Consider the following 13991-nt stretch of genomic DNA (forward strand, 5'->3'; position numbering starts at 1 on the left):
GGGTCGGCGCACATATCAGGCGGGCACGCGTGTCGTGTGGCTCGTCCGGTCTGTCTTTCCTTCGCGCTTCCGCTCCCTTGGTCTCCGGGGTCGCTCTCGTCCAGAGCTCGCGAAGGAGAGTTTCGTGACAGCCGAGTCCGCAGCCGCGGCAGTACGGGCCACCGTCCACGGTTAGCCCCGCCAGGGCCCGAACCGGGAACTGAAGAAGGCGATCGAGGCTACTGGAAGGGCCGCGTCACCGCCGACGCCTTCCGGCAGACGGCCACCGGCATTCGCCGTGCCAACTGGGGGCAGCTGGCCGACGCCGACGTCCACGAGGTCCCGACCAGTGACTTCTCGTACTATGACCAGGTCCTCGACACCACCCTTATGGTCGGCGCGATCCCCGCCCGGCATCACGCCGCGATCGACGCCGACGCCCTCGATGGCTACTTCGCCATGGCCCGCGGCGCCCAGGACACCGCGTCCGTGTCGGGACGATCCGGTCGTTTCCTTCCATTGCGAGAGAGTCGAGAGAGGGGCGGCGGCGTGAGTGGGGGCGGCCCCTCTACAGCTTCTCGATGCCGGCCCGATGCGAGCCCTCAAGTGGACCGACGCCCTCGACATCGACACGTTCCCCGACGCTGCCGCGCTGGAATACGCCATGGACGCAGCCCTCGAAGTCCTCCCCCACTTGGTGCGGGAGGGCCTGCGTCAGGTGCCGATCCCGCTCCCCGAACCGCTGGCCTTCTACTGGGAGTCCGTCGGCCCTGTGGTGCGGCAGAGGCTGAGGAAGGCCGTGTGGGTGCGCCAGCCGAGCGACTCGTACAGGGCGCGACCTTGGGTCGTCGCACCGAGGACGGCGCGGGAGGCGCCCGAGGCCAGAGCCTGCTGCTGGAGCGCGCGCATGACGACGGAGCCAAGGCCGCGACGCCGGTGGGCCGGGGTGGCGAGGATCTGGTCCGCCACCGCCACCTCCCCCGCCACGCCCATCTGCCCGCGCGCGGCAAGCGATCCGTCGGGAGCCGCGATCAGCACGCGGACGACCTCGCCCCGGGTCCAGGTGCGCAGCACGTAGCCGGGTGGGAGCGTTCCGGGCGTGACCGCCGCCAGCTCGACGGACATCAGGAATGCCGCCTCGTCGGCCGCCCACTCCGGTCCGAGCCATGCGCAGACCTGCGCCTCCGGCGCCTCGCACGGCTCAGGCAGGAAAACCTTGAGCCACCACCCCTCCCCCCGCGCCTGTGCGGCGGCCTCGCGCACGCGCACCTCGTCCGCGTCGACAACTACGTGCCGCGACACCTGGGTCACCTGTCCGACGTCAATGGTCCAGCCCCACGGCCGCGCCACGGGATCGGACGCACCGCGCGAGACCACCCAGCCGGAGACCCAGTCCTCCACGACAGACGCACATGTAAGCGATGAAGCAGCCATGGATCTATTACATCAGCGAGCTGAGGGAATCGCCAGACCCGACCGAACCGATCCCTTGGGCGCTCTCGGCACCTGGCCAACGGAGCGCATCCTGTGCGCATCAGCAGGGAACCCGCGCTGTCCCGCAAGGACTTCAGAGGGGGTGAAGTGGCGTTAGGGAACGGCCTCGGCGACGGCGGGAAAAGGCCCACATCGGCTCACTCTTCGAGCGGCGGAGCGCTCGTACGCGACAACTGCTCCAGGCGGGTGGTTCGCACAGGCATGCGAGTGGTTCGGCAGTGCCGCCGACACCGACCGGCCCGTGGCCGTCGGCACCCTGTCAGCCGACCCGCATGCCCGATCGCGTGTCCGATGAACCGCTCATCCGATGAGGAGACCCGCCCGTGCCACCCCGAAGACCTGTGCCTGCGTTGCGGCATGCGCCGACCGCGGCGAGACGAGTTCTCGCCGCCGCCATCTCGCTCGGTCTGACCTCGGTACCGCTGGCCCTGTCGCCTTCGCGGGCCTGGGCGGACGGCGCCCCGAAGACGTCGGCGAGCCACTCCGCACGGAACGCCCCGACGGCCGCGCGGACCCCGGCCGGAGGACTGCCGCGGCCGAGGGTGGGTGCCGCTCCGGTGACCGTCGTCGACGCGAGCGCCCTCTCCGGTCTTCCCAACGGCCGAGGCGAGCCTTCCATCGCGGTCAACCCGGCCGACACCGACAAGATCGTCATCAGCCGGTTCGACAACATGCAGTGGGGCAGCGGCAACGCCGACCTGCTCTACTCGACGGACGGCGGCACGTCCTGGGCGAACAGGAAGAGCATCCCGGCACCGGGTCTCAGCGACGACACGAACGCTCCAGCCGACCAGACCGTCGACTACGGCCGCGACGGCACCCTCTACGGTGCCTTCCTGACATGTGTCGGTATCCCCTGCACCCAGACCCGAGTGGTGGTCGGCTCGACCGGCGATCCCGCCAACGCGGCGGCGTGGACCTGGAACGGCACCCCCACCGCACCCGTCAGCGGCACCAGCACGACCGCCGACCAGCCCTGGCCGCTGGTTGACCGCGACCCGTCGCACACGAGCCAGGACGACTCTACGTCTCCTACCGCATTCACCGGGCGAAGCACCGGTAGACCGTCGGCCAAGCCGGCCCGGACACCAGAGGCAGTTGTCCACGGCATCAGCTCAGCTCACCTATGGTGACCTGCCGAAAGAGGTTGCGACAAAGCTTCTGGAGACCGCGGCGGGGTTATGTGCCCGCGGTAGTGGCCGACGAAGCGGCAGGCGGGGCTGCGCTCCGCTCGGCCAAGTCAAGAGCCCGCTGTGCCAGCCACTGGTCGTGGACGGCACTCGGGGAACGCAGCAGGGAGCGTTGGAGCAATGCCTCGCTCCGTTCCAGGCGCTTGCGTACCGCCGATGCCGAGACGGACAGCGCGGCAGCCGTCGGAACGATACGTCCATCGAGGCGAAGCCAGGTGGTGAGCGTCTGCGCGATCGAGGCCGGGACACCCGGCGCTCGTACGGGACGGAACTGTCGTTGCGCCCACATCACGACGTGGGGCAGCGCAAGGAGTCCGTCCAAGGAGGGCGCCCTTCCCCCGGCATCTGATGTGCGGTGCTCCGGGCCGGAGCGGATGCCCGCGCCGATCACGCGAAGTGCGAGAGCCAGTGCAGCCTGGTCGGGCAGCCGCTCCAGGTCAAGACCCATTAACCTCTGCACAAGCGTGAGACGCGCCGCCAGGGTGTTGCGGTGGATCTTGAGATGGGTCGTCGCCTTGGAGGAGAAACTGAGCCATGACGCGGCGGTGGCCAGCAGCTCCGCGCTGTCCGGGTCCTGCGGACGCCGCGCATGGTAGGCACGCAGCGGCGCGAGGAAGACCGCCGCCCAGGCCTCCGCGGCCGGCCCGATGGTGAGCGCCAGGTCGGGGTGGCCCGCGAACGACGCACGCCGCTCAGCACTGTGACGTGCAGCGGCCAAGGCGTGGAAGGCCTGCGCGTAGCCGGTGGCGGTGTCCCGTAAGGGCACCGGGTCACTCACCCCGATGCAGCAGGTCTCCGCCACCGAGCGGGGCCAGACCGGCTCGACGGCCATAGCAGCGTGAGTCCCGCAGTCGGCCGGCGCAAGTACCACCAGATGGTTTGCGTACACAGGACACGGCACAACCCACGCACCGTCGACCGCCTTGGCCCACGTGTCCGCGACTGCCCTGCGTATCGTGTGCGGTCCCTCGATGACGTAGATCCGCATCACGTCGGGCAGCGCGGGCCGCAGTGCCCCCGCGACCAGGCGTGCGGTGGCCACCTGACCGTTCATCAGCAGGTGCACGACGGCCTCCCGGATCCGCGCGTCGGCGTCCCGGAGCCGACGCTGCTGCTGCCGGGTCCGCTCCAGTTGCCAGCACAGGCTGAGGCCGGATGCGGCATCCGCGAGCAGGAGCAGCAGGCCGGGTGGGATCGGCCGTGCCACCACGGCCGCGAGAAAGGGCGCACGGACGCCTGGTGGGCCGTCGAGAGGAAGGACGACGCAGGTGAGGTCTTGCTCGTCGAGGGTCACGGACCTGAGCCCTCGCGCGGAGGCCTCCCGGATCCCGTGCAGTACGAGATCGTGCTCGGCCCTGCCGAGGGGCTGCGGGGGCGGGGCGGCGGGGGCGCCCGAGCGGTTCGCCAGGAGGACGGCGGCCCCGGTACGGCCGGCCAGCCAGCGGAGCAGCAGCGCGCTGCCACCCATTCGAGCCGCGCGCTGCATGTCCAGCACGTCGTCGGCCCGCCGAGCCTGTCCCGGTGCCGCCGTGGCCGTACGCGGATCATGACCGTGCATGTCACTCCCCCGAGAGACTGCCGAATCCGTTCGGCCGGAGCGTATCCCGGGCTCTGCCAGGCGGACAGAGGGGCTCGCTGTGCGGTCTGGCACCAGAGGGACCGCCTCACTGTGCAACGGCGTCCTTCGCGCCGCCTTCATCCGCCGTAGTCTCTGCCGTGCCCGTCCGACGCCGGGCCCGGCAGTGCGCGGGGGCGATCCGGCCGGGAGTACCAGGCGTAGCACCGCATGCGTGCACAGGCGAACGACCGCTCGCCGAATTCTGTCCGATACAGGGGGAAACATGGGGAAGACCGTCAAACTCAGTGCCGTGGCGGCGATGGCAGCGCTGGTCATGGTCGACGTGGGTATGGGGACGGCCCACGCGAGCCCGGGGAACTGGCAGCTTCACACGCCCTACGCGAGCAACATGTGCCTGGACGCTGCCTACGCGCCCGGCGACCCGCACCAGGATCCGTCGAAGGACGGTGACAAGGTGCAGATGTGGGTCTGCAACGGTCAGGCGCAGCAGGGGTGGATCTTCCACCCTGTCCGTACCCCCAGTGGCGTACCCGCGTTCACCATCACCAACCAGCGCAGCGGCCTGTGTCTGGACATGGACATCAGTGGTGGCACTTACGACAACATCCCCAACGACTACAAGGGACACCTGGTCCAGCTGTGGCACTGCATCACCCAGAACGGACAGCCCGAGGCGAACCAGGTCTGGTACCAGCTCTCCGGTGACTACGACGGGTGGGCACGACTGCAGAGCAGCTCCGACTCCGGAGGCAGTTTCGATTTCATGGACGCCAAGAACTACGGCGGCACCGACCCGTCGCAGAACGGGGACCCCGTTCTGGTCTGGGACTACTACTCCCCGACCCTCCCGGACGGGCGGCACGGGGACGCGCCCCAGAACTGGAACTGGACCTGACCGCCACCCGCAGGGCAGTGGCTGTGCCGGCTGCCCTCGGCCGTGCATGATGACCTGCGCGCCGGCCCTGGCCTCGGCGCTGCGGGCCTCCTGGTGCCACGGTTGCTTGCCGCTGCGCTCCTCCAGGCCCAGCCGATGCAGGTAGCTGGCGCTGCCGTCCTCGCTGTGTGCCGCCGTCGAGCGTGACCACGCCTGGCACCTCACAGCTCAGCTGCAACAACGCCTCCTACAGCTACTGCGGCTCTCCCTGCACCCACTCCCCTCCCCCGGGCCTGACACGGACCGGGGGCCCTTCGTCAGCCAAGGAGCACGACCGTGCCCTCTTTCGTACCTTTGATCGGAACAACCCGGCTGGCGCTCGCCGCCGCGGTTGTACTGCCGATGACCTGCCTCGGGGTTGTGGCATCATCCCCGCCGGCCCACGCCTGCGGCTCCAGCGCTATGGTCGGCTCGCGCACGCTGACCGACAGCAGGGACGGTTGGACGCTGGGAACGATCACGCTCTACTACGACTCGTGTCAACGGTCCACCTGGGCGGAGTTGGACGTCGACTACAACAGCATGGACTGCCACTTCCCGTCGGGCCCGGGTTGGTGGCTCGCGGTCGACCTCGTCGACCAGAACGGGCACGTCGTCTCACACGGTGACTCCAACGGATTCAAGCGCTGGTACGGCGTCGTGAGTGCGACCCAGGCCATCGACAGCTACCCGGCGCCCAAGTCCTTCCAAGCTCGGGGCTGGGTACGTACCGCCTACTCCGACGGCAGCCAGGAGAACAGCGTGTTCTTCGACTCCGACTGGCACCAGTACTCGACCGGAGGCGACCCGGGAGGCGGGTGGGATGCCGCCCTCGACAGCCAGAGCATCTGCTAGAGATCTTTGACGGTGCGGGGCACACCGAGTCATGACAGCTGCCTGAACCGCCGCGCCGCCCCCTTGAGCCCACCACGCAGCTCAGGCGCCTTCCCGTTGGTGTGTGAGCAGACGATCCGCACCGACGTACCGAGGAACGTCACCGAGATCACGCACAGGACCGGGGGGACCCGAGCGTGCCCCGGCTCACCGGACCACCGCGCCCAGGGCCGGGGCCCGTGGCAACTGTGCTTGTCCTGCTGGTTGTCCGGGGCGGGTCAGCTTCCACAACCGATCAGCAGCGGTCCTCTGAAACTACTCACCAGCGGCAGCGACGCTGACCAGTCGGCTACCACCTCGCCGCCCCAGTCGCCCTCCACGAGGACTCCGTACTCGGCGCCGCGGTGTCTTGTTCCGCTCCCGCGCCGGCAGCCCGGTCAGGCATGCGCCTCGCTGAGTTCCTGCAGGATCCGCTGGGCCAGGGCACGGACCAACTCGATTCCGTCCGCCGTACGCAGTGACTCCATCAGCCGGAGTAAGTCATGCGGGGACAAGGCCATCGCGTCACCTCTCGCTTCAACGAGCCTCTCTACTCGGTGAGTTGCGCGATGGCCGCCCCATGACCAGGGGCTATGCGTTGATCGCTGCTACACCACTCGGCGGGACACCATCCCCACACAAGGCCTGCCGGTCCGGCACCCGAGGTCTGCCCTCGACCAGCTTCGGACCCTGTTCGGGCAGCAACGGCTCAATCAGCGACCACAGTTCATCCGACACAATCCACGGCCGCGACTGACGATTCCCCGCGACCAGACCAACGAGCCTGCAGGCCAATAGTCACATGATCAACAACTTCCGTTAGGACCTCCAAAAAGCCGCGATCAAAGCGATCTCGGGGCGTGGGGGTCGGACAGGGGTTCGATTCTCGGTCCCGTTCGGGTGATCGCGTACCGGCCGGCGCATGGAGGAAGGGCCTCCTGCACAACCCGGAGATGTCGAGTCACCGGAGTGCGGGGAGGCCCTGTTGTCCCAGTCTGTCGTGTTCGCCGGGTCAGTGTCCCTCTCGCCTCTTGGAGCGGCCTACCGCGCACCAGGTTGTTCAGCTCGGTGATCGCGGTCCCTGCGTGTGGTGCTCACGCTTTCCCGTCGTCGCTTTCCCGGTCGCCGTCGGCGAGGTGCTCGCCCTGGCGAACGGGCGCGTGGGCTCCGCAGGGTCGGAAGCGGGCGAGGTATGCCGGGCTTGGGCCGCGGCGCTCGGTCAAGAGGAGGCCTGCGGCGTCGGCGAGCCGGTGCAGCCGGCCGAAGGGGATCCAGTGCCGGTCGAAGAACTCGCCGATCACCAGCCGCCCGCCTGGTGCCAGCACCCGTGCCACCTCGCGCAGTACCCGATCCGGCTCGGGGATCTCGCCGAGCGCGGCCACGGCGTATACGGCGTCGAATGTCCCGTCGGCGTAGGGCAGTTCACGTGCGTCCGAGCGGGTGGGCGTGATCGTCGCCAGGCCGTCGCGCTCTGCGCGGCACATCACGTGGTCGAGCATCTCCTGCTGGATGTCGAGCACATCGAGCCGTCCCTCCGGCCCGAGCTGCGGGGCGACGTGCAGCGACTGCAGGCCTGTCCCCGGGCCGATCTCCAGGATCCGCTCCCCCGGCCGCGGCCGCAGTACGGCGTCCATCCGGTCGGCTGTCAGGAACGGCAACGGCACGTCGAGCAGGCCGCGTTGGGCGTACGGATAGGGCGCCGTGTCGCCCAACCACCAGGCGGCGGCCAACGCGGCGCCCGCGCCGGCGGCGACCGCCCAGCGGGTCCGGGCCGGGATCGGGGCGACGGGGGCGGTGGTGATGCGGTGCATGGTGTTCTCCGGTGGATCGATTCGGTCCGTGGTACGTAGTCGGGCGGTCGGCGTCACGCGGGCCGGCTCAACGCCCGCAGCGCCAGCCGGCCGCACAGCGCGGCGAGCGGCAGCTCGGCGCCGAGCGCCATGGCGACCGCGGTGGCGAAGTCGCCGCCCGGGGCCGCGGTCGTGGTGTCGAACCAGGCGTCCACCACAAGCAGCGTCGCAGTCGCGGCGGCTGTCAGGGCGTGCCGCCGGTCGCCGCGGGCGGCGAGGAGGCCGGTGGCGATCAGGCCGAGCGCCTCCAGCGCGTCGAGCCCGACCCAGGCGACCGGCCAGTGCGCCGCGGTCGCGGTGGCCGGCAGGCCGGTGGCCAGCACGTACAGCCACGGCAGCAGGGCGAGCCCGCAGGCGACCAGCAGCCCCCCGGCCCGCCGCATGCCCCGCGCCGGGCGCGGCTCCTCCGCCTCTTCGTGGAGCGGGATGACCTCGGCGCCGCCGAAGTCCTCGGCGCTGGCCACTTCCGCATCGCACAAATCCAGTTGACGCATCGTCTTCCCCCGCTCCCCGCCGGCTCTCCCCTTCACGTGCTCCACCCTCCGCCGCACAGCAGGGCGCCGTCAGTCACGCAGGGTTCCGACCCGGGGTGGAGATAAGTGCACCCCCGAACCGGGCGGGAGCGTCATGGCACGGGGATGGCCTGCGGCTTTACCGTTTGACGCATGCAACTCACGACGTGGCTGCAGCTGGTGCTGGGCCGGCCGTTCCGCAGGGCGGGACACCGGACCGCGCTCGTCGCCGCCGGCCTGCCGCTCCACCTCGCCGTGGTGCCACTGTGGCTCTGGCTGCTCGGCACGATGGCGGCGTTGGTGCCGGCCCCGACTCCGCTGCCCGTGCTGCTCACGCTCGTGGCGCTGCCCGTGCTGCTCACGCTCGTGGTGACACCCCTGCTGACCGTCGGGCAGCGGCGGCGCTACCGGGCGCTCGTCGCCAAGGACCTCCCGCGCCCCGCCGTACCCGGGCCGGGACGCAACTGGAAGTCGGCGGTGCGCCGGCTGACCACGCGGGCCTTGTGGCGGCAGGTCTGCTACCACGCCGTGGCGGGTCCGCTGTTCGCCGTCCTGGACCTCGCCGTCCTCGCCGTCTGGGCCGTCGCTCTCGTGGCCGCCTCCATCTACGTGTGGATCTGGGCGCTGCCCCCGCAGTGGCGGGTCACCGACGTCGGGCACACCACGCAGGCCGCGTACATCACCGCCGGCGGTCTCGCCCTGCTGTTCCTCGGGCCCCGGCTGACCGGCGCTCTGGTGCGGCTGGAGACCCGGGCGGCCGAGGTCCTGCTCGGCCCGAGCCGCACGGAGAAGCTGGCCCGCCGGGTCGCCGACCTCGCCGAGAGCCGGGCCGGAGTGCTCGACGCCGCCGACACCGAGCGGCGGCGGATCGAGCGCGACCTGCACGACGGCGCGCAGCAGCGCCTCGTCTCGCTCGCCGTCAACCTGGGCCTGGCCAGGTCCACCCTCGGCGACCTGCCGGAGGACGCCCGCAAGGTGATCGACGAGGCGCACCGCGAGGCGAAGGAGGCGATCGCCGAGCTGAACAACCTGGTGCGCGGTCTGCATCCGGCCGTCCTTGAGGACCGCGGCCTCGACGCCGCGCTGTCCGGGGTCGCCGCCCGCCTCCCGATCCCGGTGCGCGTGGCGGTGGACCTGCCGCAGCGCCCCTCACCCACGGTCGAGGCCGTCGCGTACTTCGTGGTCTCCGAAGCCCTGACGAACGTGGTCAAACACGCCCAGGCGACCCGGGCGGACGTGACCGTGGAGCGGATCGGGGAGACACTGCTGGTGGTCGTCGCGGACGACGGAGCGGGCGGCGCGGATCTCGCGGCGGCCGGCGGCACCGGGCTCGCCGGGCTCGCCAAGCGCGTCGCGTCCGTCGACGGCACGTTTTCCTGCCGCAGCCCCGCCGGGGGGCCGACCGTCATCACCGTGGAGCTGCCGTGCGCGCCGTGATCGCCGAGGATTCCCTCTTGCTGCGCATCGGCGTGGTCAAGGTGCTGGAGGCGGCCGGCTTCGAGATGTGCGCGCAAGTCGCCGACGCAGAAGGGCTGCTGGCGGCCGTCGAGGAGCACCGGCCCGACATCGCCGTGGTCGACGTGCGCATGCCGCCCGGCTTTACCGACGAGGGAGTGCGCGCCGCGCTGGTGATCCGCCGCCAGTACCCGCGTACCGCCGTGCTCCTGCTGTCGCAGTACGTGGAGGAGCGGTACGCGGCCGATCTGCTCGCCGCCAACACCTCGGGCGTCGGCTATCTGCTCAAGCAGCGGGTCGCCGACGTCGAGGAGTTCGCCGAGGCGGTACGCCGGGTGGCGGCCGGCGGCACCGCGCTCGACCCGCAGGTCGTCGCGCAGCTGCTGCTGCGCCGGCACAGCGATCCGCTCGACCGGCTGACGCCGCGCGAGCGGGAGGTGCTGGAGCTGATGGCGGGCGGCCGGTCCAACTCCGGCATCGCCGCCGAGCTGGTGGTGAGCGAGAGCGCGGTCGCCAAGCACATCAACAGCATCTTCACCAAGCTCGACCTGCCCAAGGCCGACGCCGACCACCGCCGCGTCCTGGCGGTGCTGCGCTTCCTGGGCGTTGCGACCGCATAGTGCGCGATCCTGCCCGTATGCCCAGTCGACAATGGTGCTGATCGCCATTTGGTGGGGAATGCGGCGCCTTCGGACCCGTGCTCTTCACCAGGCTTTGCCGCGGTGGGCGTCGAAGGCGGTGGCCGTGGTGCGCAGGGCCACGGCATGGGTGGGGCCGGTCAGCGCTGGTGTATTCGCAGTCTTCGGGGGTTGGGCGGGGTGGCTCGGGCCGGTCGGCCGATGTCCGGAGCAGACGTGATGTCAGGGCGGCGTCGCGTCAGCGCCTTCGTCCCGGGTTCGGCGGCGCCGGTGCGGGGGATTCGGCCGGAGGTGGGGAGGATTGGCCGGGAGCGGCCGAGACCGTCTGCGGGCTGCGTTTTCGTGCGGCGAGAACGCGCTGCTCGTCGAGGTCCCCGCTCCTGGCGCCGCTGCGCAGCATGCTGGTGGCTTCGGCCAGGGCTGTGCGGGCGGCGGTGAGGTGGGGGGGGCGATCCGGTTCCGGGCGAAGTCGGCGTTGGCGCGCGGGTTGGCGTAGGCCGAGGTGAAGTGGTCGATGAAGAGCTGATCGGCCTGGGCGCCGCCGAGAGCGTTGATCGCGCCGCCAGCGGCGGCGACGGTGTGGGCGAGGTCCGTCGCGGTACGGGCGTGAGCTTTGCGGGCAGCCGGAGCGCCGGCGGCCATAGCCACACGGACGTCCTGGCCTTGGGCGGTCACCAGGGGGAGCAGCGTGGCGAGCTCGGTGAGGGCGCCGGACAGGTGCTGCACGTCCGGTCCCGGCGCGCTGTAGGCGAGCGGCAGGCGCTGGGAGAGGTCTTCGAACGCGTCGGCCAGGTAGTGCAGGTGGGCGGACACGGTGGGTGGCTGGTTCATGCGGGACTCCGGGCCGGTGGACGGGCGGGCGGTGCGGCGGGAGACGTGGCGGGTGAAGGGGGCGGTGCTGGAGCAGGTGGCGTGCTGCGGGCGCGGGCCGCGCGGATCTGCGCAGGCGGCGGGCCGGCAGAGGGGCCGCGCCGGGCCGAGGGTGGCGGTGACGGTGGGCGGGTGCCGGTGGTCCAGCGGTGCCGGACGTCGTCGAGGACGCCGAGGGCAGCCAGGGCCTGGCTGATGAGCCGGCCAGGTGCCAGGGCATCGATGGCGGCAAGGTCGTGGATCGCCTGGGCGCAGGCGGCGGTGCGCAGGAGCGCGGAGCGGTCGACCTGTTCGCCGAGCCACCCGGCGCTGCCCGGCCCGACGCCGTCGCAGATGGCCGTGATGCGCTCGGTTGTCGTGGTGCCGTCGGCGACCAGGCCGCGCCGCTGGGCCTCCAACGGCCCGAGGCCTACCTGCGGCACCTGGTCTGAGCGGATGTCAGAGGTCCCTGCGAAGATCACGGCCATGGAGCTCCTCACCGCCCTCGCCGGGCTCGACGCCCACCCCTGGGCCACCGTCAACCACGCCTACGGCCCCGCCGAGGACCTGCCCGGGTTGTTGCGCACCTTCGCCGAGGGCGGTGCGGACGCCGAGGAGGCGCTGGACGAGCTGTACGGCTCGATCGTGCACCAGGGCACCGTGTACGCGGCCAGCGTGGACGCCGCCCCGTACCTCGCCCGCATCGCCGCCTCCGGCCGGCAGACCGTCGACGCGCTTCGGCTGCTCGGCTGTCTCGCCGAGAGCGAGGACGAATACGGCGTCGAGCCGGGTGCCGTCCGGGCCGCCGTGACCGCCCAACTGCCATTGCTCATAACGCTGCTGGCCGATGAGGACGCCGCCGTCCGGCAGGCGGCCGGCTGGACGGTCGGCCACACCCGGGACATCTGCACCGCCCTGCCCGCCGTCCGGGCCCGCCTGGCTGCCGAGACCGAGCCCGCAGTCCGGGCCGAACTCCTCACCGCGTACGGCCGGTTGGACCGCACGGGCGCCGTCGCCGAGGCCCGCGCCCTGCTCGGCCCGGACACGCCCGCGCCGCTGCGCCTGGCCGCCGTGTTCGCCGCGTTGGACGCCGAGGAGCCGTGGCTCGCCGCGCACCGCGACGCCGTCCTCGGCCTGTTGCCCGCGCGCGAGACGGCCAGGTCCGGCTACGCGGACGAGCACCGGGAGCCGCTGCGCACTGTCGTCGGGATCCTGCTGGGGCGGGACACCGACGCCGACCGCGAGAGTGCCCTCGCGTTGCTCGACGCCGCGCTGCGTGACGAGCGTCCCGAGGTGCGGGCCGAGGCCCTGTGGGCGGCCGACCGCGCCTGCACCCTGTCCCGCAGCGCTCCGCAGCGGCTGATCCCCGCGATCGCCCCGCTCGCCGCCGACTGGGCGGCCGCCCAACTGCTGGGCAAGATCGGCCCGGCGGCCGCTGAGGCCGCGCCCGTCCTCGTCGAACTCGCCGCGCAGCCGGACGACGAGGCGGCCGACCAGGCCCTCGCCGCGCTCGTCCTGGTGGCGCCGCAGGCCGCCGCCCCGCTGCTGGCCCGGGCCCTCGGCCGGCGCCCCCGCGCCATGCAGTGCGCCGCCGGCTCCCACGCTCCGGCCGATGCGCCCTTCCCGTTCGACCCGGAACTCTTCGCTGCGGTCCGCGCTCGCCTGGCCACCAAGGTGCTGGAGCGTCCCGAGGGGTGCAAGGACTGCGGTTGCTCGACGACCGAGGACCACAACGACACCGCCCAACTGGTCCACCTGCTGCGGCAATGGGGCCCACAGGCCGTCGAGGCGCTGCCCGAACTGTGCGCCGTCCTGCCCCGGTTCCAGTACGCGGCCACCGCGATCACCGCCGTCGCCGCCGGCATCGGGCCGGAGCAGCGCGAGCAGACCGCCACCGCCCTGCGAGCCGACGCCCGGAAGCTGTTGGTGGCGCAGGCACTGCACGAGCTGACCGGCGAGACCGGGCCGCTGTTCGCCGCCGCCGAGGCGGCGCTCGCCACCGGTGCGCGCGGCGGCGGAGAAGCCGCCCGCGTCTTGGCCGACCTCGGCCCGGCGGCCGCCCGCCTCACCCCGGCCCTGCGGACGGCGCTCGGCCGCACCATCGACCGCGACACCACGCCGGAGGTGGACACCGACCTCGCCCTGGCTCTCGCCCTGTGGCGGATCACCGGTGCGGCGGCCGAGGTCGTCCCGGTGCTGGCCTCGGTGTTCGACAGAAGCGAGGGCCGGCGGTGGTTCCACTGGACGGCCGCCCGCGCCGCCCGCGAGATCGCCGTGCTCGGCCCGGCCGGGCGCCCGCTGACCGCTCGGCTCCAAGCTCTCCTCGACGACCCGGCCCAAGCACCCTCGGCCGTCCTCGGACTGCTCGCCGTCGCCGATCCGGCCGACCTCGACCGCGCCCGCCTCGCCGAGGCGGTGCTGCACTCGGCCGAGACCCGCGCCGATCTCAAGGGCGCCTGCGAGGCCCTGCGGGCGCTCGGCGCCGCCGCCCTGACGCCGGAGCAGCACGACCGGCTGGCCGCGCTCGCCACCGGGGACCGCCGCCTGGTCGTCTCCGGGTCCGACCACGCGATGATCCGCGAGGACGAACAGCTGCGCGCCGCGCTGGCGTCTGTCCTCGACCGGGTCGCCTGAGGCCCAGGTCCTCTCTTTCGGATCT

Annotated in this window: 12 protein-coding genes and 2 pseudogenes; 7 read left to right on the forward strand and 7 right to left on the reverse strand. The window is 71.9% G+C overall.

Annotated elements, in window-relative coordinates; genetic code table 11:
• Positions 1-124 precede the first annotated feature (124 nt).
• Positions 125-465, forward strand: a pseudogene (locus EDD90_RS54245) (5-methyltetrahydropteroyltriglutamate--homocysteine S-methyltransferase); the annotation flags it as partial.
• 264 nt (positions 466-729) lie between these two features.
• Here EDD90_RS54245 and EDD90_RS54250 read toward each other — a convergent pair.
• On the reverse strand, positions 730-1380 hold the full coding sequence (locus EDD90_RS54250; RefSeq protein ID WP_260328867.1) for a GNAT family N-acetyltransferase: 651 nt from the start codon (positions 1378-1380) through the stop codon (positions 730-732).
• Positions 1381-1796: 416 nt separating this feature from the next.
• On the opposite strand from EDD90_RS54250, the gene EDD90_RS54255 reads away from it, so the two are divergent.
• Positions 1797-2606, forward strand: a complete 810-nt coding sequence (locus EDD90_RS54255; RefSeq protein ID WP_123982796.1) for a hypothetical protein — start codon at positions 1797-1799, stop codon at positions 2604-2606.
• Between the two features lie 46 nt (positions 2607-2652).
• Here EDD90_RS54255 and EDD90_RS54260 read toward each other — a convergent pair whose 3' ends face one another.
• Positions 2653-4221 (reverse strand): helix-turn-helix domain-containing protein, encoded by a 1569-nt coding sequence (locus EDD90_RS54260; protein WP_260328868.1) that lies wholly within the window; start codon positions 4219-4221, stop codon positions 2653-2655.
• Between the two features lie 283 nt (positions 4222-4504).
• On the opposite strand from EDD90_RS54260, the gene EDD90_RS54265 reads away from it, so the two are divergent.
• Entirely contained in the window at positions 4505-5137 is a 633-nt protein-coding gene (locus tag EDD90_RS54265) for an RICIN domain-containing protein (RefSeq protein WP_185149737.1), read from the forward strand.
• A gap of 315 nt (positions 5138-5452) precedes the next feature.
• Positions 5453-6010 carry a hypothetical protein gene (locus EDD90_RS54270; RefSeq protein WP_123982800.1) on the forward strand — a complete coding sequence of 186 codons (558 nt, stop codon included), beginning with the start codon at positions 5453-5455 and terminating at the stop codon, positions 6008-6010.
• Positions 6011-6661: 651 nt separating this feature from the next.
• Here the strand turns inward: EDD90_RS54270 and EDD90_RS59410 are convergent.
• The 3 genes and pseudogenes from EDD90_RS59410 to EDD90_RS54285 form a co-directional block, all read right to left on the reverse strand.
• Positions 6662-6769 (reverse strand): annotated as a pseudogene (locus EDD90_RS59410) (IS5/IS1182 family transposase); the annotation flags it as partial.
• 353 nt (positions 6770-7122) lie between these two features.
• Positions 7123-7839 (reverse strand): class I SAM-dependent methyltransferase, encoded by a 717-nt coding sequence (locus tag EDD90_RS54280; RefSeq protein WP_123982804.1) that lies wholly within the window; start codon positions 7837-7839, stop codon positions 7123-7125.
• 53 nt (positions 7840-7892) lie between these two features.
• Positions 7893-8408: a hypothetical protein gene (locus EDD90_RS54285; RefSeq protein ID WP_123982806.1), complete on the reverse strand. Its 516-nt coding sequence runs from the start codon at positions 8406-8408 to the stop codon at positions 7893-7895.
• Between the two features lie 135 nt (positions 8409-8543).
• On the opposite strand from EDD90_RS54285, the gene EDD90_RS54290 reads away from it, so the two are divergent.
• Both EDD90_RS54290 and EDD90_RS54295 read left to right on the forward strand, forming a co-directional pair.
• Positions 8544-9827 carry a sensor histidine kinase gene (locus tag EDD90_RS54290; RefSeq protein ID WP_123982808.1) on the forward strand — a complete coding sequence of 428 codons (1284 nt, stop codon included), beginning with the start codon at positions 8544-8546 and terminating at the stop codon, positions 9825-9827.
• Positions 9815-10465 (forward strand): response regulator transcription factor, encoded by a 651-nt coding sequence (locus EDD90_RS54295; RefSeq protein WP_123982810.1) that lies wholly within the window; start codon positions 9815-9817, stop codon positions 10463-10465. The genes EDD90_RS54290 and EDD90_RS54295 overlap by 13 nt, the downstream gene beginning before the upstream one ends.
• Positions 10466-10705: 240 nt before the next feature.
• On the opposite strand, the gene EDD90_RS54300 is transcribed toward EDD90_RS54295, so the two are convergent.
• A complete protein-coding gene (locus tag EDD90_RS54300; protein WP_123982812.1) occupies positions 10706-11314 on the reverse strand; it encodes a hypothetical protein in 609 nt (202 codons plus the stop codon).
• A complete protein-coding gene (locus tag EDD90_RS54305; protein WP_123982814.1) occupies positions 11311-11820 on the reverse strand; it encodes a hypothetical protein in 510 nt (169 codons plus the stop codon). The genes EDD90_RS54300 and EDD90_RS54305 overlap by 4 nt, the downstream gene beginning before the upstream one ends.
• Here EDD90_RS54305 and EDD90_RS54310 point away from each other — a divergent pair.
• Positions 11819-13966 carry a hypothetical protein gene (locus tag EDD90_RS54310; protein WP_123982816.1) on the forward strand — a complete coding sequence of 716 codons (2148 nt, stop codon included), beginning with the start codon at positions 11819-11821 and terminating at the stop codon, positions 13964-13966. The genes EDD90_RS54305 and EDD90_RS54310 overlap by 2 nt on opposite strands.
• Positions 13967-13991 lie beyond the last annotated feature (25 nt).

This window comes from Streptomyces sp. Ag109_O5-1 (assembly GCF_003814875.1).
GTDB classification, from domain to species: Bacteria; Actinomycetota; Actinomycetes; order Streptomycetales; family Streptomycetaceae; genus Streptomyces; species Streptomyces sasae.

What these genes read in the sequence shown, in the direction of transcription:
- EDD90_RS54310 (WP_123982816.1), top strand. Translation starts at nt 11,819, where the DNA reads ATGGAGCTCCTCACCGCCCTCGCCGGGCTCGACGCCCACCCCTGGGCC.
- EDD90_RS54265 (WP_185149737.1), top strand. Translation starts at nt 4,505, where the DNA reads ATGGGGAAGACCGTCAAACTCAGTGCCGTGGCGGCGATGGCAGCGCTG.
- EDD90_RS54260 (WP_260328868.1), bottom strand. Translation starts at nt 4,221, where the DNA reads ATGCACGGTCATGATCCGCGTACGGCCACGGCGGCACCGGGACAGGCT.
- EDD90_RS54300 (WP_123982812.1), bottom strand. Translation starts at nt 11,314, where the DNA reads ATGAACCAGCCACCCACCGTGTCCGCCCACCTGCACTACCTGGCCGAC.
- EDD90_RS54280 (WP_123982804.1), bottom strand. Translation starts at nt 7,839, where the DNA reads ATGCACCGCATCACCACCGCCCCCGTCGCCCCGATCCCGGCCCGGACC.
- EDD90_RS54305 (WP_123982814.1), bottom strand. Translation starts at nt 11,820, where the DNA reads ATGGCCGTGATCTTCGCAGGGACCTCTGACATCCGCTCAGACCAGGTG.
- EDD90_RS54290 (WP_123982808.1), top strand. Translation starts at nt 8,544, where the DNA reads ATGCAACTCACGACGTGGCTGCAGCTGGTGCTGGGCCGGCCGTTCCGC.